The organism is Stenotrophomonas sp. 22385 (assembly GCF_052045085.1).
In the GTDB taxonomy this organism is placed as follows: domain Bacteria; phylum Pseudomonadota; class Gammaproteobacteria; order Xanthomonadales; family Xanthomonadaceae; genus Stenotrophomonas.
In genome coordinates this window covers 1-22,444 of sequence record NZ_JBQEOG010000002.1, presented here as the reverse complement: position 1 = coordinate 22,444, position 22,444 = coordinate 1, and the positions used below count along the sequence as shown (strand labels likewise).

The following is a 22,444-nucleotide window of genomic DNA, read 5'->3' as shown; positions in this document are numbered from 1 at the left end:
GATCACAGGAACGGCAGCATCCAGTGGTCCACCATCAGGAACGCGAACAGCGCCATGAGGTAGACGATGGAGTAGCCGAACATCTTCATCGAGAACAGCTCGTCCGGCGGGTTGAGCATGCGCCAGGCGTACCAGAGGAACACGGCATTGAGCACCACCGCGCCGCCCAGGTAGAACAGGCCGCTCATGCCCACCGCGGCGGGCAGGATGCTGACGATGGCCAGGGCGATGGAGTACGCCATGATCGACTTGCGGGTGTAGGCCACGCCGTGGGTCACCGGCAGCATCGGGATCTTGGCCTTGGCGTAATCCTCGCGACGGAAGATCGCCAGCGCCCAGAAGTGCGGCGGGGTCCAGATGAAGATGATCAGCACCAGCAGCGAGGCGTAGGCCCAGTCCATCGGGCCCTGCATGCCGGTGATGGCCGCCCAGCCCAACAATGGCGGGGTGGCACCGGCGAGGCCGCCGATCACGATGTTCTGCGAGGTCGCGCGCTTGAGGTACACCGTGTAGATGACCGCGTAGCCGATCAGCGAGGCGAAGGTCAGCACGGCGGTGATGACGTTGACCCACACCACCAGGATGGTCATCGACAGCACGATCAGCGCGCCGGCAAACACCAGCACCTGCCACGGCTTCACCTTGCCCACCACCAGCGGCCGCCACGAGGTGCGCGCCATCTGCGCGTCGATCTGTGCGTCCAGCAGCTGGTTGATGGCGGCCGCAGCCGAGGCTGCCAGCCAGATGCCGAGGAACCCGAGCGCGCCGCGCACGGCCTGCTCGGCAGTGGGCAACGCGGGTATGGCCAGGAACATGCCCACCAGCGCGGTGAACACGATCAGGGCCACCACCTTCGGCTTGGTCAGATCCCAATACTGCCGAACGCTCATGGTGTCGCTCCAGCTGCTTCGCGCTGGAGCTCCCGCGATTCGCTGCGCGAATCGCGACCATGAGGGGCATTCTTCCACACCCCCGCGCCTTCGGCGCCGCCCCCGAACTTCGGGGGCTCTGTTCCTGCACTTTCATCGACTACGTCGGAGGGTGCGCGCAGGCGCGCCAGCAGCGTGACCAGCACGAACAGCAGCGCGACCGCGCCGCCGCTGTGCGCCACCGCCACTTCCAGCGGCACCGCCAGCTTCACGTTCAGGATGCCCAGGGTGATCTGCAGCACCACCAGCAGCCCCAGCGCGCTGGCCCAGCCACGCATGCTCGGCAGCCGGAACAGGCGCACCGCCAGCCACAGCAGGTACACGGCCACGACGACGGCAAACATCCGGTGCGCCATCTGGATGGCGATACGCGAGGCGCCATCGAGCACGCCCCCTTCGTAATCCACGCCGATCCCACGCCACAGCGTGAAGCCTTCCTTGAAGTCGTGCTGCGGCCACCACTGGCTCACGCAGCGCGGGAAATTATCCAGCGAGGCACTGCCGCCGCCGCAGGCCAGCGCGGCGTAGTTGGCGCTCACCCAGCCGCCGAGGGCGATCTGCATCACCAGCACGGCCACGCCGATGCGCAGCAGCCACTTCAGCTTCGGCGCCTGCACCAGGGTGATCGGCATGTGCGTGGCGCGCCAGGCCATCCACACCAGCAGCCCGAACATCAACATGCCGCCGAGCAGGTGGCCCATCACCACGATGGGCTTGAGCAACAGGGTGACCGTCCACATGCCCAGCAGTGCCTGGAAGATCACCACCGCCAGCGTCAGCAACGCCGCGCGTGAGAGGTCGATGTTGTTCCAGCGCAACGCGGCGATCAGCAGGATCACTTCGCCGGTGATGGCCAGGATGCTCGCCACTGCGTGCATGCCCATCACGTACAGCGGTATGCCGGTGGCCACCAGCACGCACGCGGCGACCACGGCGGTGGTGCCCCAGCGCCGGCGGCGCGTGGCCAGCAGCGCCAGGGTGAGGATCTCGATGCCCAGCGCGCCGGCCAGGAAACGGTGCACCTGCTCGCGCCACGCCTTGTGCGTTTCCAGCGGGCGGATCTTGGCCGCTTCGTGGCCGATCACTTCCTGCGCATGCTGCGGCCAGGTCACGCGTCCATAGCAGGTCGGCCAATCCGGGCAGCTCAGGCCAGCATCGGACAGCCGCACGAACGAACCGAACATGATCGTGCTGGCCGTCATGATCAGGGCGAACCACGCCAGACGGTGGAAGTTGCGATGCAGCGCCGGACGCGCGGTGGGGTTCATCAAACGGAACTCACTTCAGTTTCAACAGCGTGGCCATGTCCTTGCGCAGACCGGCCAATTCGAATCCCGGCGCATACCGCATGATCACAAACCCGTTCGGGTCGATGACATACACAGGCGTGCCGGCGGCGTCATCCACGGCGGGCAACACGGCACGCAGGGTCGGCTGGGGGGCCAGCACGCGCAGGGCGGGAAAGCCCTGGACCTCGGCCGGCGGCGTACCCAGCCACAGGATTTCGACATTATCGGCCCTATGGCCGAACAGCTGCCACACCTTGTCCAATCCCTGCGACAAAGTGACGCACTCGGCCGCACAGCCCGGAGCCGGCGCAACGAGGATGCGCCAGACGTGCGCATCGGGATTCCACGGGTACGGTTGGCCGTTGGCCAGGGTGGGCGGCAGCGCGCGCGCGTCCACCGCCGGGGCGAACACTTCGCCGGTATTGCGGTGGGCGGCCGGCTGCCAGCCGGCGAAGCGCAGCACGCCGGCCAGCGCCATGACCCCGAAGAACAGGCCGAACAGGGCTACCAGGGTCCAGCGGCCACGATTGCGGGCCTTGAGCTGTTCCGGGGTGATGGCATTCATGCGTGGGATTTTCTCATGGAAGGAGGGGGCGTGCCGGGCGCCGCCGGCGCCATTCGAGGACCAGGGCGACGATCAGTACGGTCAGGGCCAGGCCGAACCACTGCACGGCGTAGCCGAGGTGGCGGCTGGGCGGCAGGGTGTTGGGCAGCAGCTCCAGGTCCCGGGCATAGCCGCCGGGCAGCGCGGGGTCCAGGCGCAGCACCGGGCCGTGCAGGCTGCCTGCGGGCAGTGCCAGCGTGATCGCTGCTTCATCCGGCGGCATGCGGTTGGCCAGCCACACCCCCGGTTGCGGGGTGGCGGTGAAGGCCGGGCCCAGCACGAGGCCGCTGGCCGGCGGCGGCGCGAGCAGGCCAGCCACGTGGGCATCGCCGTCACGCGGCACGATGCCCGGCAGGGTGCGGTCGCCGGGCATCGGCAGCCACCCCAGGTCAACCAGCACCACCGCGCCGCCATCGCTGCGGAATGGCTGGTACACCTTGATGCCGGCGCGGCCCTGACGGGTCTGGTTGTCCAGCAGCAGGGTGCCGGGCAGGAAGCGGCCGTGGTCCTCCACCCAGCGCAGCTGCGGCGGCGCGGCCTGCGCCCGGGCAAGGCTGAGGGTCTGCGCACGGGCGGGCAGCTGCTGGTCCAGCAGTGCCTGTTTTTCATGCATGCGCTGCAGCTGCCAGAGGCCCAGCTGGCAGAACGCGATGATCACCAGCACGGCGGCGACCCAGCCGATCAGGCGCGTGTGCTGGCGCATCATGACAACGCCGGCAAAACGCGGTCAGATAGGCGTACCCGCCCTGCCCTAGAGCCGCGCATGAATGATTCGTTGAAGACCCTGCTGGTAATCGCGTTTCTGATCGTCATCGTCTGGAATCTGGGCGCGGGGCTGTATTACCTGCTGGTCGACCGTGGCCAGACCAAACGCACGGTCAATGCGCTCACCCGCCGCATCGCAGTCTCGGTGGCGCTGATCGTGCTGGTGGCCATCGGCATTTACAGCGGCTGGATCAAACCCCACGGCGTGGGCGGTTGATACCGCCCGACGCTACAGCACGTAGACGAACAGGAACAGCATCAGCCACACCACGTCGACGAAGTGCCAGTACCACGCGGCAGCTTCGAAACCGAAGTGGTTGTCACGGGTGAAGTGGCCCTTGGCCGAGCGCAGCCACATCACGATCAGCATGATGGTGCCGAGCAGCACGTGCGCACCGTGGAAGCCGGTGAGCATGAAGAACGTTGATCCGTAGATGCCCGAGCCCAACGTGAGGTTGAGCTCCTTGTAGGCGTGGATGTACTCCTCGGCCTGCAGGGTGAGGAAGAACGCGCCCAGCAGCACGGTGATGCCCAGCCACACCAGCAGCTGCCGGCGGTGCCCGGCCTTGAGCGCGTGATGGGCGATGGTGAGGGTGACACCGGAGGTGAGCAGGATCAGCGTGTTGATCAGCGGCAGGCCCCAGGCCGGAATGGTCTGGAAGTGGCCGCCGATGGCGCCCGGGCCGTTGGTCGGCCACGCCGCCGAATAGCCATCCCAGAGCAGTTCATTGGTCATCACCCCGTCGCCCTCGCCGCCCAGCCACGGCAGGCCCAGGTTGCGGGTGTAGAACAGCGCGCCGAAGAAGGCACCGAAGAACATCACTTCGGAGAAGATGAACCACACCATGCCCATCCGGAACGAGCCGTCGACCTGGTGGTTGTAGTGCCCGGCCTGCGATTCGCGTACCACGTCGCTGAACCACCAGAACAGGGTCAGTACCAGCATGGCGATGCCGGCATAGAAGGTCCACTTGCCCCAGCCGGCGTCGTTGAGCCAGCTGGCCACGCCCACCATCGTGACCATCATCGCGATGGAGCCGATGAAGGGCCACTTGCTGTGGGTGGGCACGAAATACACGTTGGCGTCTGGGCTGTGCTGGGTGGCCATGATCGGTATCCGGGTACGTATCAGGGTGCCGAGCGCGCGGTGGCCGGCGGGGTCGCCGTCGCCAGCTGCGCCGACAGCGCGTCGTTCTTGTAGAACGTGTAGGACAGGGTGATGGTCTTGATGTTGGCCGGCAGGTCCGGGTCGACGATGAAACGCACCGGCATGTCGCGCTTCTCGCCCGCCACCAGGGTCTGCGCCGTGAAGCAGAAGCATTCGGTCTTGCTGAAGTAACCCGAGGCCTTGGCCGGGGCCACCGACGGCACCGCACTCCCCACCAGCGCACGGTCGCTGTCGTTGCGTGCGTAATACAGTGCTTCATTGAGCTCGCCGGGCACCACGTCCATGGTCAGCTGCTCGGGGTGGAAGGCCCATGGCAGCTTGGAGTTCACGCCGCCATCGAACTGCACCCTCACGGTGCGCTTGGCCGCACCGGGCGCGCCCATGGCCGACGCACCGGGGCCGCGCTCCAGCCGCACCCCGAACACCTTTTCGCAGGCGATGCGGTACAGCGGTACCAGCGAGAAGGTGAGCACGAACACCGCCACGGCCACCGCGATCAGGCGCGGCAGCCCGGCATGCGGTGCGGGGCGGGTCTCGCTCATCGGCCCAGCACCCCGCTCAGGATGAAGCCGACATAGACCAGGATCGCCACCGCACCCACCCACAGCGCGGTGCGCCGTGCGCGTTGGCGGCGGGCAGCCAGATCCTGTTGATGGATATCATGCATGGCGGACCTCAATGGGTGATGTCGTCATGGGCCAGATCGCCCGGGCGGATGGTCGGCGGCACGGTGAACGTATGTGCCGGCGCCGGTGACGGCACCGTCCATTCCAGCCCGCGTGCACCTTCCCACGAGCGGTCAGCGGCCTTTTCGCCGTTGCGCAGCGAGGCGATCAGGATCGCGGCCATCATGAAGGGGGTGACGAACATGCCGAACGCGCCAATGGAGCTGATCAGGTTCCAGTCGGCGAACGCCACGCTGTAATCGGGAATGCGGCGCGGCATGCCGGCCAGGCCCAGGAAGTGCTGCGGGAAGAACAGCAGGTTCACGAAAATGATGGACCACCAGAAGTGCACCTTGGCCCAGAATTCGCTGTACATGCGCCCGGTCCACTTCGGCCACCAGTAGTACACCGCCCCGATCAGGGCGAACACCGCGCCGGTCACCAGCACGTAGTGGAAGTGCGCCACCACGAAGTAGGTGTCGTGGTACTGGAAGTCGGCGACCACGATGGCCAGCATCAGGCCGGAGAAGCCGCCGATGGTGAACAGGATCACGAAGGCCACCGCCCACAGCATGGGCGCTTCGAAGGTGAGCGAACCGCGCCACATGGTGCTCACCCAGTTGAACACCTTCACCCCGGTGGGGATGGAGATCAGCATGGTGGCGAACATGAAGTAGATTTCGCCGCCCAGCGGCATGCCCACGGTGAACATGTGGTGGGCCCAGACGATGAAGGACAGGAAGGCGATCGCGGCGATCGCGTAGACCATCGCCTGGTAACCGAACAGCGGCTTGCGGCTGAAGGTGGGAATGATTTCACTGACCACGCCGAACGCCGGCAGGATCATGATGTACACCTCCGGGTGGCCGAAGAACCAGAAGATGTGCTGGAACATCACCGGGTCGCCACCGCCGGCCGCGTTGAAGAAGCTGGTGCCGAAGAACTTGTCGGTGAGCAGCATGGTCACCGCACCGGCCAGCACCGGCATCACTGCAATCAGCAGGAATGCGGTGATCAGCCAGGACCAGCAGAAGATCGGCATCTTCAGCAGGTCGATGCCCGGCGCGCGCATGTTGAGCACGGTGGCGATGATGTTGATCGCGCCCATGATCGAACTGATGCCGGCCACGTGGATGGCGAACACGGTGAACGCCACGTTGTAGCCGCCCTGCAGCGACAGCGGCGGATACAGCGTCCAGCCACCGGCCGGCGCGCCGCCGGGCAGCAGGAAGGTGAGCAGGAGCAGGCTGAAGGCCACCGGCAGCAGCCAGAACGACCAGTTGTTCATGCGTGGCAGCGCCATGTCAGGCGCGCCGACCTGCAGCGGGATCATCCAGTTGGCCAGGCCGACGAAGGCCGGCATGACGCCACCGAAGATCATGACCAGCGCGTGCACGGTGGTGAGCTGGTTGAAGGTTTCCGGCTTCACGAACTGCAGGCCTGGCTGCATCAGCTCGGCGCGGATGATCACGCTCATCGCCGCGCCGATGATGAACATGATGAAGCTGAAGAGCAGGTAGAGCGTGCCGATGTCCTTGTGGTTGGTCGAGAAGAACCAACGTTCGAAGAACGACCGCTGATGCCCGTGATGCCCGTCGTGATCAACTGCGGAATGCGCCATCGCCACACCACCTCGTTGGTTCGGTATCAGCGCGCACCGTGCGGTGCGCGCGGTTCGTTTCAGGCGTTTTCAGGCGCCGGTGCAGGTGCCGCGTCGGTCGCCGGCGCCGCCGGGGCCGAAGGTGCAGGCGCGGCTTCAGGGGCTGCAGGCGCCGGCGCCGGGTCGGGCGCCTTGGGCCGCTTGTCGGCCAGCCACTTCTGGAAATCTTCCTTGGACACCGCTTCCACCACGATGGGCATGAAGCCATGGTCCTTGCCGCACAGCTCGGCGCATTGGCCGCGATACACGCCGACCTTCTCGATGTTGGTCCAGGCTTCGTTGACGAAACCGGGAATGGCATCCTGTTTCCAGCCCAGCGCCGGCACCCACCACGCGTGGATCACGTCATCGGAGGTGATGACGAACCGCACCTTGGTGTCGACCGGCAACACCAGGCGGTTGTCCACATCAAGCAGGTAGTGCGGGTGGCTGTCGCGGTCGGGGACCTTGCCGCTCTGCCGGACCCGGTCCGATTCACGGTCCAGGCGGCTGGTGAAGGTAACCTCTTCGCCGAGGTATTCGTACTTCCACATCCACTGGTAGCCGGTGACCTTGACGGTCATTTCGGCATCGCGGGTGTCGTAGAACTTGATCAGGTTGGCCGTGGCAGGCCACGCCATCACCACCAGGATGATCACCGGAATGACGGTCCAGACGATCTCCGCCCGGGTGTTGTGGCTGAAGGTGGCGGCGACCGCCCCCTTGGATTTGCGGAACTTGAAGATGGCATAGAACATCGCGCCGAACACCAGCACGCCGATGACCGTACACACCCACAGCGAAAACATGTTGGATTCCCAGGCCAGCCGCGAGCTCTGGGTGACCCCCTTGCCCATGTTCAGCTGCCACGGAACCGGGTCGGCCGATTGGGCCCACGCCAGTACCGGCGCCATCAGCGCTGCCCCACACCCCACTGCCTTTGCGAACTGCGTGCCCCACTTTCTGCGTTGCTTCATTGCCTAGACCCTTAGCGTCGTCGGTTGCAGCCATCGCTGGCCACGAGCAAGCCTTCTAGTGTCTCTGCCAGTGCCTGGCGTTCGGCCGGTGCGAGGAAACTCCCCACTTCCACCTGCCTACCGCTGGACGCAAGCCGGACCCTCTGTTCGTCGGCGATCAGTCGCACCCAGTGGGGGTGCGCACTGAACACCGGCGATTGACCGGGCGCGGGGATTACTTCCACGCACGCCGGCACTACCCGGATTTCTTCCTGCCGTTCACCGCTACGCCACAACACACGCAGTGCCGCCGCCAGCAACAGGCTGTACAGCAGCGCGAACAGGGGGGCGAACGCATTGCCGGTGAACCAGCCCAGGGCCGCCACCAGCCACATCACCCCCGCCAACACAGCAAACAACAGGACGAACTGCCGGGCATCGAGCGCCCGTGGGGGACGCAGCCGCAGTTGCGTTTCTGATCCATCCGGAGCTGTCAGCACCTCGATCATGTCGCAACCGCGTTTTCCTGCCGCGGGAAACGTCTCGATGGTAGCCCTGATCTCGCGCGAGCGGCAAGGGTCCGTTCACACTTTTGCGAATGGTGCAATACAGCATTGGCATCGGCGGCTGATTTGACGAAATCAGCATAGTTTTTAACGACACCGCTGGATCTGCCGAATCCCGCTGTATGAAAGGCTATGGACTTGATCCATGGCGCGGCGCGGATTGCTTAAAGACATGGAAAAACGATTAAAATGGTCAAGTTTTCCACGAGCCAACCGGCATGACCGCACCCTCCGCGCTTCCCCCTGCCCCGGCCCCGTCCGGCGCTTCCCGCCCGCCGCTGCTGTCCCCTGAGCTGCCGGCCGTTCCCAATGCGTTCCGCCAGGCGATCACCGATGCCTGGATGAAGGACGAGGCCAGCCATGTGCGCGAGCTGCTGGCGCAGGCGCGCCTGCCCGCCGACGAACAGGCCAGGGTGCAGGCGACCGCTGCCGACCTGGTCAAGCGCGTGCGCGTGCGCGCCAAGGACCAGGGCGCGATTGAAGCCTTCATGCGCCAGTACGACCTGGGCAGCGAGGAAGGCGTGCTGCTGATGTGCGTGGCCGAAGCGCTGCTGCGCATTCCGGACCAGGAAACCGCGGACAAGCTGATCCGCGACAAGCTGGGCGAAGCGGACTGGAAAAAGCACCTCGGCGGCAGCGATTCGGTGCTGGTCAACGCCTCTACCTGGGGCCTGATGCTTACCGGCCACATCGTGCAGATCAACGATTCGACCCGCGCCGACGTGCCGGGCGCGTTCGCGCGCCTGATGGGCCGCGTCGGTGAGCCGGTGATCCGCCTGGCCGTACGCCAGGCGATGAAGATCATGGGTCACCAGTTCGTCATGGGCCGCACCATCGACGAAGCGCTGTCGCGCTCGCACAAGGGCGACAACGCCAGCTACCGCTATTCGTTCGACATGCTCGGCGAAGGCGCGCTGACCATGAAGGATGCCAAGCGTTACCTGGAAGACTACCGCCGCGCGATCCACTCCATCGGTGGCGACCACAAGGCCCGTGGCGGCCGCCCGGATGGCGACGTAAATTCGGCCCCCGGCATCTCCATCAAGCTGTCGGCGCTGTACCCGCGCTACGAACACGCCAAGCGCGCGCGCGTGATGGCCGACCTGGTTCCGGGCGTGCTGGAACTGGCGCAGCTGGCCAAGTCGTACGGCATCGGCTGCACGGTGGATGCCGAGGAAACCGACCGCCTGGAACTGTCGCTGGACATCATCGAAGCGGTGGTGAGCGATGCCTCGCTCGCTGGCTGGGAAGGCTTCGGCGTGGTGGTGCAGGCGTACCAGAAGCGCACCCCGTACACGATCGACTATCTGGCCGACCTGGCCCGCCGCATCGGTCGCCGCCTGCAGGTGCGCCTGGTCAAGGGCGCGTACTGGGATGCGGAGATCAAGCGCGCCCAGATCGACGGCCTGCCGGCCTACCCGGTGTTCACCCGCAAGCAGAACACCGACGTGTCCTACCTGGCATGCGCCAAGCGTCTTTTCACGCATGCCGATGCGATCTACCCGATGTTCGCCACGCACAACGCGCACACCATCGCCGCGGTGCAGGCGATCGCGCAGGGGGGCCAGTACGAGCACCAGAAGCTGCACGGCATGGGCGATGACCTGTATGCCGAAGTGGTACCGGCCAACCGCCTGAACGTGCCGTGCCGCGTGTACGCACCGGTGGGTTCGCACGAAGACCTGCTGCCGTACCTGGTGCGCCGCCTGCTTGAGAACGGCGCCAACTCCAGCTTCGTCAATCGCATTACCGACGACGCGGTGGCCATCGACGACCTGATCCGCGATCCGGTCGAAGCCGTGGCCTCGTTTGAATCCATTCCGCACCCGAAAATCCCGCTGCCGGTTGACCTGCTGCGCAGCCAGAACCACGACAGGAAGAACTCCATGGGCGTCAATCTCGCCAACGACAACGATCTGCGCGCCCTGGCCGAGCAGCTCAACGCTGCGGTGAAGCCGTGGCAGGCCGCCCCGCTGGTGCCGGGTGCACAGCCCACCGGCGCGCTGTTGAACGTTGTGAACCCGGCCGATACGCGCCAGGTGGTGGGCCAGTGGCAGCCGGCCGACAGCGCCACCGTGGAGAAGGCCCTGGCCAACGCCGTGGCCGCACAGCCGCAGTGGAACCGCACCCCGGCCGCCAGCCGCGCGGCGATCCTGGAACACGCCGCCGACCAGTTGGAAGCACGCCTGCCCGAGTTCATGGCACTGTGTGTCAAGGAAGCCGGCAAGAGCCTGCCCGACGGCATCGCCGAAGTGCGCGAAGCGGTGGACTTCCTGCGTTACTACGCCAAGCAGGCGCGCGAGCAGTTCGGCCATGCCGAGAAACTGCCCAGCCCGACTGGTGAATCCAACGAACTGCAGCTGCATGGCCGCGGCGTGTTCGTGTGCATCAGCCCGTGGAACTTCCCGCTGGCGATCTTCCTGGGCCAGGTCGCCGCCGCGCTTGCCGCCGGTAACAGCGTGATCGCCAAGCCGGCCGAACAGACCAACCTGATCGGCTACTACGCGGTGAAGCTGCTGCTGGACGCCGGCGTGCCCGAAGGCGTGGTGCAGTTCCTGCCCGGCGACGGCGCCACCGTGGGTGCTGCGCTCACCGCCGACCCGCGCGTGGCCGGTGTGGCCTTCACCGGTTCAACTGATACCGCGCGCGCGATCAACCGTGCGATGGCCGCCCGCGATGCCGCCATTGGCGTGCTGATCGCCGAAACCGGCGGCCAGAATGCGTTCATCGCCGATTCCTCGGCGCTGCCGGAACAGCTGGTCAAGGATGCGATCGGCTCGGCCTTCACCTCGGCCGGCCAGCGCTGCTCGGCCGCGCGCGTGCTGTTCGTGCAGGACGACATCGCCGACAAGGTGATGACCATGCTGGCCGGTGCGATGGCCGAACTGAAGATCGGCGACCCGGGCCTGCTGTCGACCGACGTCGGCCCGGTGATTGACGCCGATGCGTTGCAGATCCTGCAGGAACATGCGGTGCGCATGGAGAAGGAAGCGCGCCTGATCGCCGCTGCCGAGCTCAGCGAAGCGGCCGCGCACGGCACCTTCTTCGCCCCGCGTGCGTATGAGCTGAAGAACCTGGACCAGCTGCACAAGGAAATCTTCGGGCCGGTGCTGCACGTGATCCGCTGGAAGGGCGACCAGCTGGATGCGGTGATCGACCAGATCAACGCCACCGGCTACGGCCTCACCCTGGGCGTGCATTCGCGCATCGACGAAACCGTGGACCGCATTGCCTCGCGGGTGAACGTGGGCAACGTGTACGTCAACCGTAACCAGATCGGTGCGGTGGTGGGTGTGCAGCCGTTCGGCGGCCAGGGCCTGTCCGGCACCGGTCCGAAGGCCGGCGGCCCGCACTACCTGCTGCGCTTTGCCACCGAAAAGACCGTCACCGTGAACACCACGGCCGCCGGTGGCAATGCCTCGCTGCTGACCCTGGGCGATTGATCGTCGTTGTAATGGTTTGAACGAAAAACCCCGCGAAAGCGGGGTTTTTTGTGGGTTGAACCGTCGCCGTCACTCGGCGTGGATCGCCTCGATTTCATCGCGCATGAGCAGTTCTTCGCCCATGTAGCGCTCGAACCTGATGCGGCCGAACCCCGGTGCGTACCAGGCTTCCATGCGGTTGTCTTCGAAGGTCGCGGTGAGGTGGCAGGTGTCCTTGAAGGTGCGCGGCTGGTCGTCGACCGTGGCCTCCACGTCTTCGAAGCCGACGAAGGTGTAGTCGTTGAAGCCGTCGTAGTCGACCGGCTCGACCGTTTCTTCCACGTGGTGGGTGCGTTCGCCGCTGCCGTTGACCACGAAGCGCTCGCCCGGCCTGGCGGTCTGCGGGAAGGTCGGCGCGGGCTTGAAGGTATCGGTCATCACCGGCCGGGAGGCATCGCCTCCCCAGGCGGAGATGCCGTAGCGGTCCTGGCCCAGCAGCTGGCGGCCGCTGGCATCGTAATAGGCGGCGGTACCGACGCCGCCGCCGGCGCTGTGCACCTTGATGGCGTCGTGGCCGTTGAAGGTGGCCTTCTCGATGGTCAGGGTTTCATCGCCGGTGGAGAAGCGCAGGCCCGGCGTGAGGGTGAAGCAGGTGGCGAAATCGGCGGCGGCGAAGGCCGGCGCGGCCAGCGCCGAGAGGGCAAAGGCCAGGGTGGAACGAAGCAGAACGGGCGACATGTGGTTTCCTTGTCATGGATCGTGAAGCGGTTCCTGCGCCGCAGGCGGCACCCGGCCGGCTGCGCGCGGACCGCGATTGTACGGGGCTGTGTCATGATCCGGCCATGCGCCCAAATGTCCTGCCGTTGCTGTTGGCGATGTTCCTGTCCACCGTTCCCGCGGCCATGGCGGCGGCCAATGAGCGCGTGCTGGTGTTTACCAGCACCGCGAAGTTCCGCCACGATTCCATTCCCACCGCCGTGAGCACGCTGCGCCTGCTGGCCGAGCGCGAGCGCATGGCGGTGGACCAGAGCGAGAACGCGACCGACTTCAACGATGCCAACCTGGCCCGCTACCGGGTGGTGGTGTTCGCCAATACCACTGGCGATGTGCTCGATGCCACCCAGCAGCAGGCGATGGAGACCTTCATCAGGGCGGGCGGCGGATTCATGGGCGTGCACTCGGCAGCAGACACCGAGTACGAGTGGCCGTGGTACGGGCAGCTGGTGGGCGCGTATTTCAAGAACCATCCCGAAGGCCTGCAGTTCAGCCGCGTGCAGCCTGAGCGCGGGGGAACGCCCCAGGGCACTTCATGGCCGGTGCGCGACGAGCTGTACAACTTCCGCAGCAACCCACGTGGGGCCGTGCAGGTGATCGCCACAGTGGACGAACGCATGTACCAGGGCGGCACGATGGGTGCCGACCACCCCATTGCGTGGTGCCACCCGTTCGATGGCGGCCGTAGCTGGTACACCGGGCTGGGCCATGACACGGGCCTGTACCGCAACCGCGATTTCCTGGCCCACCTGCGGCAGGGCCTGCTGTATGCGGCGGGCCGTTCGCCCCAATGTTGAAACGGTAAGACCCAAACGCAGAAGGCCCCGCTTGCGCGGGGCCTTCCGTCTGTCACGCGGCGAGAACGCCGTGGATCAGAACTTGTACTGGAACGAAGCTGCCAGCACGTCGCCGCGTACCTTGTACTTGCCGGTCAGCGAGTTGCCCTGGTTGTTGGTGGTGGCGGGCACGCTGATGTTCGGGTCGCTGGTGAACAGGTGGGTGTAACCGAAGTTGTATTCCATGTTCGCCGACGGGGTCCAGCCCACGCCGAACGACAGCCACTTGCGGCTGGTGTCCGGTACGCGCACGTCGCGGTGGGCGTCGGTGGTCGGGGTCTGGTCATACGCGACGCCGCCACGCAGGGTCAGGGTGTCGCTCAGCTTGTAGTCGGCGCCCAGCGACACGAAGGTGGTGTCGCGGTAGCCGAATTCCAGCACCGAGTCCGGCTGCGCCGAGGCGTAGTCGATGGTGACCTGGTCGAATGCGGTCGACCATGCGGTGCGGGTGACATCACCCATCACGGTCCACTTGTCGTTGATGTTGTGGGTCACGCTCATGGTGGCCGAGGCCGGCAGGGTCACGGTGGCCTTGCCGGAGGTGGTCACGAAACGGCCCGGCTGGGCAACGGCCAGCACGGCAGCTGCGTTGGACGGCACGTCGAAGGTGGCGTCGCCGCCGGTGATCTTGTGTTCGACCTTGGAGCGGTAGCTGAAGCCGATGTGGGTGTTCTCATCGGGGCTGAACAAGCCGCCGACGGTCCAGCCCACCGCATTGTTGTCGCCTTCAACGGTCAGCTTGCCGTCGGCGCTGCCCGGGGCGAAGCCCGGCACGCGGGACTGGGCCAGCGCGGTGCCGAAGTCGATGTTGTTGCTCAGTTCGATGGTCAGGTGCTCAACGAACACCGACGCGCCGAAGGACACGTACGGGTTGACGTCGTACGAGGCGGCAAAGCCCAGGTCGATCGCCTTCAGATCGGTCTTCAGGCCGCTGTAGCGACCCACCCAGCCGTTGTCGTAATCGGTCTTGAAGCCGAACGGGGCGGTCAGCGACACGCCGAAGTGGGCCTGTTCGCCGATCGGCATGTGGAAGTACGCGGCCGGAACCGGGGCAATCATGCCGGCGTCGCCGCCGTCACCGCCGGTCTGCGGCTGGCCGGTCGGCTTGCGGCCGGTGCCTTCGAATTCGGCCTTGAAGCTGATGGCGCTCAGGTCGCCCTGGACCAGAGTGCCTTCCAGCTGGCGCATGCCGGCCGGGTTGACCGCGATGATCGAGGCGTCGCCCTGGGCGCTGCCCGAACCGGCGAAGGCGCGGCCGAGGCCCTTGGCGCTGTTTTCCTTCAGCTGGAAGGCGGCGGCGTTGACGTGGCCAACGGCCAGGACACCGGCGATGCCGACAGCAAGGGCGGTGACGCGGGCGAGGGTGGAAGCGGTATGCATCGTTTGTTCTCTCCGGAAATGCGTGTGATTTGGCAACGCGCGCCTGCGCTGTCCCAGGCCCCGAAAGGCTTGACACAACGCGCCGGATTCCCCTCCCGACATACGACGCCGTATGCGAGTATACCCAGACCGGTTAATGAAACAATAACGCGATCACTCTTTCCGGCTATTCAGGCTGAACGCGTCTTCGCCCCTTCAGGCGCGTTGCCGCGCTAGGCTAGCGCCCACGCATGTTCGTCTCGCTCCCCTCCCGCAAGAAGTCCGCTGTCCGCTGGGCAACGCCCCTGCTGTTCGCGACCCTGTGGGCCGCGTTCCTGTGGTCGATCTCGCGCCCGGGTGATGCCCGACGCAGTCTGTGGATGGATTGGGGCGCGCTGTCCACCGGGCTGACCCGGCCCCTCGACTGGTGGGCCACCTTCCAGGACGGCAGCGTGCTGCGGCTGTTCACCGCGTTGTTCCTGCACGCGGACTGGTCGCACCTGCTGGGCAACCTGGTGTTCCTGCTGATCTTCGGCCTGCCTGCCGAGCGGGTGCTGGGGCCGTGGCGGCTGATCCTGCTGTTCCTGGTGGGCGGGGCGATCTCCAACCTCACCGCGATCTACACGATGGGCAGCCCGGACCAGATCATCATCGGCGCCAGTGGCGCGGTGTCGGCCCTGATCGGGGCGTACCTTGCGCTGTTCCCCGGCGCGCGGCTGGGGGTGGTGATCCCGCTGGGGCTGTTCCTGGAATTCGTGCGGGCGCCGGCCTACCTGCTGATCGGGGTGTGGGCCGGACTGCAGGTGGTGTTCGCGTACATCGGCCCGACCTTCGGCATGGTGGCCTGGTGGGCACACATTGCCGGGTTCGTGTTCGGGCTGGTGTATGGGGTTTACGTGCGCGCGGCGATCGCGCGGCGGTTGCGGAAGCGGCACGGGTTCTAAGCGTACGCCGCAGGCTGGTAGGGTCGCATCCCGATCGACGATGTGCACGGATGCACGAGTGGTGCGGCCGCAGGATGCGGAGGAGCACCACCGCCGTGGTATCCGCCGCGTTCGATGTCGGCATGAACATCGGCGGATCCGGCTGTTACGCCGTTCAACGCAATGCGTTACCGGGCGTTGCCCCGTCATCGGCAGTCGTTTGGGAACCGACTCTACCAGCGGGTGCACCCGTCACGGCGTGGGTGCAGGTTCCGGCTTCGGCTTTGCTTCCGGCTTTGCTTCCGGCTTTGCTTCCGGCTTTGCTTCCGGCTTTGCTTCCACATTGGGCACCGGCTTCTTCGCCGCTTCGGCCTTCTGCTTGGCGGCCACCGAACCCGGCTGCTTCAACTCGGCCAGCGCGTCGTTGATCGGGCCGTCGCCGGGCAGCACGTCACCGGCTTGGTAGCCATCGCCGCCTTCTTCGTCACCGCGCAGGTGGCCCGGCAACGTCGCTTCGCTGTAATCGGACAGGCTGGCCGGCAGGTCGTCGTCTTCGCCCGCCTTCTTGTCCGGCAGCAGCACCACGTCGGGCACGATGCCGGTGGCCTGGATCGATTTGCCGCTGGGGGTGTAGTAGCGCGCAGTAGTGAGCTTGACCGAGTCGCCGTTGTCCAGCGGCAGTACGGTCTGCACTGAGCCCTTGCCGAAGGTACGGCTGCCGATCACGCGGGCACGACCGTTGTCGCGCAGCGCACCCGCCAGCACTTCCGAGGCGCTGGCCGAACCCGCGTCGGCCAGCACCACCACCGGCGCGCCCTTGAGCAGATCGCCGGGCGTGGCATCGAAACGTGCGTCGCTGATCGCGATGCGGCCCCGGGTACTGACGATGTTGCCCTTGTCGAGCAGGTCGTCGGCCACCTGTACGGCGGCGGTAAGCAGGCCGCCCGGATTGCTGCGCAGATCCAGCACCAGGCCCCTGAGCTTGCCGCCGGCCTGCTGTTGCAACTGCGCCACATGCTTCTGGAAATCAGCGCCGGTATCAGCCTGGAAAGTGCTCAGGCGGACATAGCCATAGCCCGGTTCCAGCATGCGGCTGCGCACGCTGGTGATGCGGATTGTTTCGCGGGTGATCGGCACGTCGAATGGCTTGAGTCTGCCCTCGCGCATGATGGTGAGGATCACCTTGCTTCCGGCCTTGCCCCGCAGCGGCTCGGTAGCTTCGATGGCGCTGATCGGCTTGCCGTCGATGGCGATGATCAGGTCACCGGCCAGGATGCCGGCCTTGGCTGCCGGCGTGTCGTCGATCGGCGAGATCACCTTGAGGCTGCTGTTGTCGGGCTGCTGCTGCAGCTCCACGCCGATGCCTTCATAGGCACCTTCGGCCTGTTCGTCGAAGGCTTCGGCGTCTTCCTTGTCGAAATAGGTGCTGTGCGGATCCAGGTCCAGCAGCAGGCCGCGGATGGCCGACTGCATCAGCTTCTTGTCGTCCACCGGTTCCACATACGCCGCACGCACCGCGTTGTAGACCGCCACGTAGCGGCGGATCTCCTCCAGCGGCACGCGCGAGGTTACCGCCTCTTCGGTGGAGGCCGCATCGCCGCCGCGTTCCGGAACCTGGGCGGTCTGCTGCGCCCATGACAGCGCCGGCACCAGGGCCAGCAGCAGGGTGGCGGAACGGGCTACGCGCATGAAGCACTCCAGGTTGAGCGGGGGACGGGACACCACGCACTGATGGTGCGTGGCCCGATTATGCGCGAAGGCACGGTAAATTCCCGTTGAACGGGGCTACCGGCGCTGCAACCATGACGAAGGATCCACCGGCTGCCCATTACGCCGCAATTCAAAATACAGCGCGGTAACGCCCTGCCCGCCGGAGTTGCCGACCTTGGCCACGGCATCGCCCTTCTTCACCGTGCCACCGGCATCGCGCAGCAGGGTGTCGTTGTGTGCGTACAGGCTCATGTAGCCATTGCCGTGGTCGACGATCAGGATCATGCCGTAGCCGGTCATCCAGTCGGAGAACACCACGGTGCCATCGGCGACGGCGGTGACGGTGCTGCCCGCAGGCGCGCTGATCAACACGCCACTGCTGGTTCGGCCGTCCGGCAACTTGCCACCGTAGCGCGCCAGCAGGTTGCCCGACAGCGGCCAGCCCAGCCCCCCCACCTTCGGCGCCGGCGCCGAGGCCACTGCCGGCGGGGTCTTGCCAGGGCGCGGCGGCGGCTTGCTCCCACTGGCTGCGGCGGCGCGCTCGGCCTTCTCGGCGGCGGCCTTTTCCGCGGCGGCGCGGCGCGCAGCGGCACGGCGTTCGGCTTCGGCGCGGGCGGCAGCAGCGCGCAGGTTGGCGAGCAGCGTTTCCAGCGCCTTGGCATCCTGGCCAAGCGCCTTCTCGCGTTCGCTGCGGTCCTTGTAGCGCTCGTCCAGGCTGGCCACGGTCTGCGCGCGGGTACGCCGATCGAGTGCCAGGCTGGCGGCCTGCTGCTTCTGCTGCTGACGGGTCCCTTCCAGCGCCTGCCGGCGCTCTTCGATCTGCGCTTCCACCGTTTCCAGTTCAGTCAGATCGGCGGTCAGCGCGCCGATGCGCCGCGCGCGTTCGCGCTGCAGATAGCGGTGATAGGCCAGGGTGCGGTTGGCATCGGCAACGCGGTCCTGCGACAGCAGCAGCTTCAATGGCGCGTTGTTGCCGATCCGGTAGGCGGCACGCAACAGCGAGGCCAGCTCCTGGCGCTGCGCCTTCAAGCCGGCCTGCAGTTCACCCCGGCGCTGCTGCAGCTCCTGCAGGGCGCGGGTCTCCCGCTGCAGCGCGGTTTCGGTCTGGGCCAGCACGCGGCCGGTACGGGCCACCTTCTCATCGGCCTCGCGCAACTGGCGCGACGCCTGCCCACGCTGGCTTTCCAACGTACGGCGTTCCTGGGCGACGCCTTTGAGTTCGGTGCGCAGCTTCTGCAGCTTGCGTTCGGCTTCCTTCGGATTCTGCGCTGAAAGAGGCGCAGGGCCGGCAAGGGCCAGGATCAATGCCAACGCCGGCAGCGCCACCGGCCAACGCGAGCCATGACCGTGCCCAGCGGTCGGTTTGTTATTCCGGCGTGAGGAAAAGACGTTGGGGCGCAAGGGCTTTCCAGTGACTTCAGGCAGATGCGGATTGCAGCGCTGCATGGTGACATTCCTGAAGGCGGCCTGCCAGCCGCATACCGGACACGCACAGATGAAACTCCATCCGCTTCCCCTGTTGTTGGCCTTGTTGATCCCCTGCGGGTCAGCCTGGGCCGTTGACGACATCAGCAAGGTCAATGGGAGCATTACGGCAGACGCCGGGCAGGCCTATGGCGACCTGCAGACGGTGAACGGCAACATCAAGGTTGGCGCCGGCACCACCACCCACAGCATCGAAACCGTCAATGGCGGCATCATTGTCGAGGAGGGCGCCCGGACCGGCAGTGTTTCCACCGTCAATGGCAAGATCGCCATCGGTCAACGGGTGATTGCGGGAGGCAACCTGGAGACGGTCAACGGCAGCATCTTCACCGATCGCGGCAGCCAGATCGAAGGCAGTATTGAAACCGTCAATGGTGGCATCGGCCTGGTCGAAACGCGCCTGCGCAACGGCATCACCACCGTCAACGGCGACATCACCGTCGGAGTCGGCTCGCATGTGGAGGGCGGTATCCACATCGAAAAGCCGAATTTCAGCATTTCGTTCAATGCACCCCGCAAGCCCCGCGTGATCATCGGCCCGAATGCCTCGGTTGCCGGCGAACTACGGTTCGAGCGCGAGGTCGTGCTGTACGTGCACCGCACGGCGAGCATTGGCCCGGTCACCGGCGCCGAACCCGTGCCGTTCGACACCGACGCCGCGCCCGCCAATTGATACGCTTTCACCCGGTGCCCGCGCACCGGCCCTTTGTCTCCAGGAATCGATGATGTCCCGCAAACTTCTGTTGTGCCTGGCCGCCACCGCCGCGCTGACCGCGTGCAAGGGCGAGACCACCGCACCGGCCGCCGCGCCGGCTGCTGATACCACCCCGGCTGCCGCCGGCCACGCCTTCTCGGCCGAGATCAACGCCGGCGACTTCGGCGAGCTGGTCAAGACCCTGTCGTCGGATGCGTTCGAAGGCCGCGCGCCGGGCAGCGCCGGCGAGGACCGGACGGTGGAGTACATCCGCGACCAGATGCAGCGCATCGGCCTGCAGCCCGGCAACGGCGACAGCTGGTTCCAGGAGGTGGCGATGACCGAGACCACTGCCGATGAAAGCACCGTGCTGAAGCTGGACCAGGCCGGCAAGCAGCGCGACCTGAAGTTCGGTACCGACATGGTGGTCGGCACCCGCACTGGCCAGCAGGAAGTGAAGATCGACGGCAGCGACCTGGTCTTCGTGGGCTACGGCGTCGACGCGCCGGAGCAGAAGTGGAACGACTACGCCGGCCAGGACTGGAAGGGCAAGACGGTGGTCATGTTCGTCAACGACCCGGGCTTCCACGCCAACGACGACACCCTGTTCGACGGCAAGCGCATGACCTACTACGGCCGCTGGACCTACAAGTTCGAAGAGGCCGCCCGCAAGGGTGCCGCTGCGGCGTTCATCGTGCATGACACCGCCGGTGCTTCGTACGGCTGGGATGTGGTGAAGAACTCGTGGGCGGGTCCGCAGTACGACCTGCCGGCCAAGGACGATCCGGAACCCCGCCTGCCGGCGCAGGGGTGGCTGAGCGCCGATGCGGCGCGCCAGCTGTTCGCCGATGCCGGGCTGGACCTGGATCAGGCCTACAAGGATGCCAACAAGCGCGGCTTCAAGCCGGTGCCACTGAAGGCGAAGATCTCGCTGGACCTGAAGAGCACGATTGCCGAGAAGAAGTCGCGCAACGTGGTCGGCGTGCTGCCGGGCACCAAGCACGCCGATGAGGCCGTGCTGTACATGGCGCACTGGGACCACCTGGGCAAGCATGAAGGCGAGCAGGGCGACAACATCTACAACGGTGCGATCGACAACGCCACCGGCGTGGCCGGCATCCTGGAGATCGCTGATGCGATGGCACATGAGCAGCCGGCACCGGAGCGTTCGGTGGTGTTCCTGGCAGTGACGCTGGAGGAGTCGGGCCTGCTGGGCTCGAAGTACTACGTGAACCACCCGACCTTCCCGCTGGACAAGATTGCCGGCGTGATCAACATCGATGCGATGTCGGTGGCCGGCAAGGCCAAGGACCTGACCGTGACCGGCTTCGGCAGTTCGCAGCTGGAGGACATCCTCAAGCCGCTGGCCGCGGAGAAGGGTCGCACGTTGCACGGCGAAACCTCGGTGCAGAGCGGCTTCTACTTCCGTTCGGACCACTTCAACTTCGCCAAGGCCGGCGTGCCGGCGCTGTATGCCGACGGTGGAGAGGACCTGCTCGACGGCGGCGTGGACGCAGGCCGAAAGGCGGCTGAGGCGTATGGCCGCGACCGTTACCACGGCCCGAAGGACGAGTACGACGCCAGCACCTGGAAGCTGGACGGCACCGTGGAAGACCTGGAGCTGCTGCACGGCGTAGGCAAGGCCATCGCGGTGGGCGGCCAGTGGCCGAACTGGTACGAGGGCAACCCGTTCAAGGCGGCCCGCGACGAGATGATGAAGGGCAAGACCGAGGCGGCTGCGCCAGCCCCGGCTGCGAAGTAAGCCTGGCCCACATCGCTGGTTGAGAAGAAGCGGCGCCTTGAGGCGCCGCTTTTTTGTGGTTCATTCGATAGTGGATGGCCACCGCGTCCAGCAATACGGGTACTCGCCTACCTTTGTCGCGAGTCCCGAACGAACCGGGTTCTCGATCAGGTAGTTGGCCTGTGTGAGTAACGATTCGTCGGAGCGGATGCAGTGGTCGCAGAAGCCGCGTTGCCACAACGCACCCTGGCTGCCGCGATGCAGATTGACTGCACGAGAGGAGCGGGATTTGAAAGCTTGGACACAGCGACTGATGTTGCCGTTGCCCAGCTGCATCAGCCAATGGACGTGATCGGGCATCACCACCCACGCGAGCGTGCGTGAGCGATGTTCGCGATCGGAGCAGCGAAGTGCCTCGACCACGCATTCAACGGTGGGGTCATCGACAAAGAGGGATTGGCGGCCGGCGACGACGGTGGTAAGCATGTAATACGCGCCCTGAAGGGAGCGGCGGCCGATGAGGAGGCGTGGACTGGGCATGACCACAGAGTGGCGTTTTGCCCATGGTGTGTTGTATCCGGGAAGCCTCAATCAACCTGTCAGACGAAGCCGGTAGGGTCGCATCCCAATCGACCGCCGTGGTGATTACCCCATTGGGGCATGACCACGAACGCAGGCAACGCATTTTGATCAGGGTCCATGCGTCACCGTGCCGATCACCGTTATCGGCAGTGGATGCTCTTCCGCGTCCTGCGGCCGCACCACTTGTGCATCCATGCACATCGTCGTTTGGGAACCGACCCTACCGCCTCCCGGCCCGTCACGGTAGATGTCGACCGTTGGTCGGAACGCGCCCATCGCGGAAAAGAAAAAACCCCGCTGCGTGAGCAGCGGGGTTTTTGGGTGTAAACCCTGGCGA

21 protein-coding genes and 1 pseudogene are annotated in these 22,444 nt (G+C 66.0%); 6 read left to right on the top strand and 16 right to left on the bottom strand.

Annotated elements, in window-relative coordinates; all coding sequences use genetic code 11:
* Positions 1-2: 2 nt before the first annotated feature.
* The 4 genes and pseudogenes from cyoE to ACTJI4_RS04540 all read right to left on the bottom strand — a co-directional run bounded on the left by cyoE (position 3) and on the right by ACTJI4_RS04540 (position 3,528).
* The gene (gene cyoE, locus ACTJI4_RS04555) at positions 3-890 is read right to left on the bottom strand and encodes a heme o synthase (protein WP_392919873.1); all 888 of its coding nucleotides are present in this window, start codon (positions 888-890) and stop codon (positions 3-5) included.
* A gap of 149 nt (positions 891-1,039) precedes the next feature.
* A pseudogene (locus ACTJI4_RS04550) lies at positions 1,040-2,197 on the bottom strand (COX15/CtaA family protein); the annotation flags it as partial.
* 10 nt (positions 2,198-2,207) lie between these two features.
* The gene (locus ACTJI4_RS04545; RefSeq protein WP_392919876.1) at positions 2,208-2,783 is read right to left on the bottom strand and encodes a hypothetical protein; all 576 of its coding nucleotides are present in this window, start codon (positions 2,781-2,783) and stop codon (positions 2,208-2,210) included.
* Between the two features lie 13 nt (positions 2,784-2,796).
* A complete protein-coding gene (locus ACTJI4_RS04540; RefSeq protein ID WP_440868642.1) occupies positions 2,797-3,528 on the bottom strand; it encodes an SURF1 family protein in 732 nt (243 codons plus the stop codon).
* A gap of 57 nt (positions 3,529-3,585) precedes the next feature.
* On the opposite strand from ACTJI4_RS04540, the gene ACTJI4_RS04535 reads away from it, so the two are divergent.
* Positions 3,586-3,804, top strand: coding sequence for a twin transmembrane helix small protein (locus ACTJI4_RS04535; protein ID WP_068848753.1), 219 nt, complete (start codon positions 3,586-3,588; stop codon positions 3,802-3,804).
* Positions 3,805-3,816: 12 nt separating this feature from the next.
* On the opposite strand, the gene ACTJI4_RS04530 is transcribed toward ACTJI4_RS04535, so the two are convergent.
* From ACTJI4_RS04530 to ACTJI4_RS04505, 6 genes are read right to left on the bottom strand one after another with little or no spacing between them, the layout of a single operon-like run.
* Positions 3,817-4,695: a cytochrome c oxidase subunit 3 gene (locus ACTJI4_RS04530; RefSeq protein ID WP_282247951.1), complete on the bottom strand. Its 879-nt coding sequence runs from the start codon at positions 4,693-4,695 to the stop codon at positions 3,817-3,819.
* Positions 4,696-4,715: 20 nt separating this feature from the next.
* A complete protein-coding gene (locus ACTJI4_RS04525; RefSeq protein ID WP_392919884.1) occupies positions 4,716-5,297 on the bottom strand; it encodes a cytochrome c oxidase assembly protein in 582 nt (193 codons plus the stop codon).
* Complete coding sequence (locus tag ACTJI4_RS04520) at positions 5,294-5,422, bottom strand: hypothetical protein (RefSeq protein ID WP_440868851.1); 129 nt, start codon at positions 5,420-5,422, stop codon at positions 5,294-5,296. Before ACTJI4_RS04520 ends, ACTJI4_RS04525 begins: the two co-directional genes overlap by 4 nt.
* An 8-nt stretch (positions 5,423-5,430) precedes the next feature.
* On the bottom strand, positions 5,431-7,041 hold the full coding sequence (ctaD, locus tag ACTJI4_RS04515; protein WP_440868641.1) for a cytochrome c oxidase subunit I: 1,611 nt from the start codon (positions 7,039-7,041) through the stop codon (positions 5,431-5,433).
* Positions 7,042-7,100: 59 nt separating this feature from the next.
* On the bottom strand, positions 7,101-8,036 hold the full coding sequence (coxB, locus tag ACTJI4_RS04510; protein WP_440868640.1) for a cytochrome c oxidase subunit II: 936 nt from the start codon (positions 8,034-8,036) through the stop codon (positions 7,101-7,103).
* Between the two features lie 11 nt (positions 8,037-8,047).
* Complete coding sequence (locus ACTJI4_RS04505; protein ID WP_392919893.1) at positions 8,048-8,524, bottom strand: DUF2244 domain-containing protein; 477 nt, start codon at positions 8,522-8,524, stop codon at positions 8,048-8,050.
* Positions 8,525-8,799: 275 nt separating this feature from the next.
* Between ACTJI4_RS04505 and putA the strand changes: the two genes are divergently transcribed.
* Positions 8,800-12,024: a bifunctional proline dehydrogenase/L-glutamate gamma-semialdehyde dehydrogenase PutA gene (putA, locus tag ACTJI4_RS04500; RefSeq protein WP_440868639.1), complete on the top strand. Its 3,225-nt coding sequence runs from the start codon at positions 8,800-8,802 to the stop codon at positions 12,022-12,024.
* A 69-nt stretch (positions 12,025-12,093) separates the two neighbouring features.
* Here putA and ACTJI4_RS04495 read toward each other — a convergent pair whose 3' ends face one another.
* On the bottom strand, positions 12,094-12,741 hold the full coding sequence (locus ACTJI4_RS04495; protein ID WP_440868638.1) for a hypothetical protein: 648 nt from the start codon (positions 12,739-12,741) through the stop codon (positions 12,094-12,096).
* A 104-nt stretch (positions 12,742-12,845) separates the two neighbouring features.
* Here ACTJI4_RS04495 and ACTJI4_RS04490 point away from each other — a divergent pair, with 104 nt between their 5' ends.
* Entirely contained in the window at positions 12,846-13,574 is a 729-nt protein-coding gene (locus tag ACTJI4_RS04490) for a ThuA domain-containing protein (RefSeq protein ID WP_440868637.1), read from the top strand.
* Positions 13,575-13,649: 75 nt separating this feature from the next.
* On the opposite strand, the gene ACTJI4_RS04485 is transcribed toward ACTJI4_RS04490, so the two are convergent.
* A complete protein-coding gene (locus ACTJI4_RS04485) occupies positions 13,650-14,993 on the bottom strand; it encodes an outer membrane protein transport protein (protein WP_440868636.1) in 1,344 nt (447 codons plus the stop codon).
* A 230-nt stretch (positions 14,994-15,223) separates the two neighbouring features.
* Between ACTJI4_RS04485 and ACTJI4_RS04480 the strand changes: the two genes are divergently transcribed.
* Positions 15,224-15,916: a rhomboid family intramembrane serine protease gene (locus ACTJI4_RS04480; RefSeq protein ID WP_282247678.1), complete on the top strand. Its 693-nt coding sequence runs from the start codon at positions 15,224-15,226 to the stop codon at positions 15,914-15,916.
* 231 nt (positions 15,917-16,147) lie between these two features.
* Here ACTJI4_RS04480 and ACTJI4_RS04475 read toward each other — a convergent pair whose 3' ends face one another.
* Positions 16,148-17,584, bottom strand: a complete 1,437-nt coding sequence (locus tag ACTJI4_RS04475; protein ID WP_440868635.1) for a S41 family peptidase — start codon at positions 17,582-17,584, stop codon at positions 16,148-16,150.
* A 96-nt stretch (positions 17,585-17,680) separates the two neighbouring features.
* Positions 17,681-19,006 carry a murein hydrolase activator EnvC family protein gene (locus ACTJI4_RS04470; RefSeq protein WP_392919913.1) on the bottom strand — a complete coding sequence of 442 codons (1,326 nt, stop codon included), beginning with the start codon at positions 19,004-19,006 and terminating at the stop codon, positions 17,681-17,683.
* A 94-nt stretch (positions 19,007-19,100) separates the two neighbouring features.
* Between ACTJI4_RS04470 and ACTJI4_RS04465 the strand changes: the two genes are divergently transcribed.
* Positions 19,101-19,763, top strand: a complete 663-nt coding sequence (locus ACTJI4_RS04465; protein ID WP_392919954.1) for a hypothetical protein — start codon at positions 19,101-19,103, stop codon at positions 19,761-19,763.
* Positions 19,764-19,815: 52 nt separating this feature from the next.
* Positions 19,816-21,546 (top strand): M28 family metallopeptidase, encoded by a 1,731-nt coding sequence (locus ACTJI4_RS04460; protein ID WP_392919915.1) that lies wholly within the window; start codon positions 19,816-19,818, stop codon positions 21,544-21,546.
* A 60-nt stretch (positions 21,547-21,606) separates the two neighbouring features.
* On the opposite strand, the gene ACTJI4_RS04455 is transcribed toward ACTJI4_RS04460, so the two are convergent.
* Together ACTJI4_RS04455 and ACTJI4_RS04450 are read right to left on the bottom strand one after the other, a co-directional pair.
* Positions 21,607-22,065, bottom strand: coding sequence for an REP-associated tyrosine transposase (locus tag ACTJI4_RS04455; protein ID WP_440868634.1), 459 nt, complete (start codon positions 22,063-22,065; stop codon positions 21,607-21,609).
* A 150-nt stretch (positions 22,066-22,215) separates the two neighbouring features.
* Positions 22,216-22,444, bottom strand: a 229-nt coding sequence (locus ACTJI4_RS04450; RefSeq protein ID WP_440868633.1) for a hypothetical protein, incomplete at its 5' end; no start/stop codon positions are given.

Bases quoted from the DNA above. Each gene is read 5' to 3' on its own strand.
- cyoE (WP_392919873.1), bottom strand. From the start codon at position 890: ATGAGCGTTCGGCAGTATTGGGATCTGACCAAGCCGAAGGTGGTGGCC.
- ACTJI4_RS04545 (WP_392919876.1), bottom strand. From the start codon at position 2,783: ATGAATGCCATCACCCCGGAACAGCTCAAGGCCCGCAATCGTGGCCGC.
- ACTJI4_RS04540 (WP_440868642.1), bottom strand. From the start codon at position 3,528: ATGATGCGCCAGCACACGCGCCTGATCGGCTGGGTCGCCGCCGTGCTG.
- ACTJI4_RS04535 (WP_068848753.1), top strand. From the start codon at position 3,586: ATGAATGATTCGTTGAAGACCCTGCTGGTAATCGCGTTTCTGATCGTC.
- ACTJI4_RS04530 (WP_282247951.1), bottom strand. From the start codon at position 4,695: ATGGCCACCCAGCACAGCCCAGACGCCAACGTGTATTTCGTGCCCACC.
- ACTJI4_RS04525 (WP_392919884.1), bottom strand. From the start codon at position 5,297: ATGAGCGAGACCCGCCCCGCACCGCATGCCGGGCTGCCGCGCCTGATC.
- ACTJI4_RS04520 (WP_440868851.1), bottom strand. From the start codon at position 5,422: ATGCATGATATCCATCAACAGGATCTGGCTGCCCGCCGCCAACGCGCA.
- ctaD (WP_440868641.1), bottom strand. From the start codon at position 7,041: ATGGCGCATTCCGCAGTTGATCACGACGGGCATCACGGGCATCAGCGG.
- coxB (WP_440868640.1), bottom strand. From the start codon at position 8,036: ATGAAGCAACGCAGAAAGTGGGGCACGCAGTTCGCAAAGGCAGTGGGG.
- ACTJI4_RS04505 (WP_392919893.1), bottom strand. From the start codon at position 8,524: ATGATCGAGGTGCTGACAGCTCCGGATGGATCAGAAACGCAACTGCGG.
- putA (WP_440868639.1), top strand. From the start codon at position 8,800: ATGACCGCACCCTCCGCGCTTCCCCCTGCCCCGGCCCCGTCCGGCGCT.
- ACTJI4_RS04495 (WP_440868638.1), bottom strand. From the start codon at position 12,741: ATGTCGCCCGTTCTGCTTCGTTCCACCCTGGCCTTTGCCCTCTCGGCG.
- ACTJI4_RS04490 (WP_440868637.1), top strand. From the start codon at position 12,846: ATGCGCCCAAATGTCCTGCCGTTGCTGTTGGCGATGTTCCTGTCCACC.
- ACTJI4_RS04485 (WP_440868636.1), bottom strand. From the start codon at position 14,993: ATGCATACCGCTTCCACCCTCGCCCGCGTCACCGCCCTTGCTGTCGGC.
- ACTJI4_RS04480 (WP_282247678.1), top strand. From the start codon at position 15,224: ATGTTCGTCTCGCTCCCCTCCCGCAAGAAGTCCGCTGTCCGCTGGGCA.
- ACTJI4_RS04475 (WP_440868635.1), bottom strand. From the start codon at position 17,584: ATGCGCGTAGCCCGTTCCGCCACCCTGCTGCTGGCCCTGGTGCCGGCG.
- ACTJI4_RS04465 (WP_392919954.1), top strand. From the start codon at position 19,101: ATGAAACTCCATCCGCTTCCCCTGTTGTTGGCCTTGTTGATCCCCTGC.
- ACTJI4_RS04460 (WP_392919915.1), top strand. From the start codon at position 19,816: ATGTCCCGCAAACTTCTGTTGTGCCTGGCCGCCACCGCCGCGCTGACC.
- ACTJI4_RS04455 (WP_440868634.1), bottom strand. From the start codon at position 22,065: ATGCCCAGTCCACGCCTCCTCATCGGCCGCCGCTCCCTTCAGGGCGCG.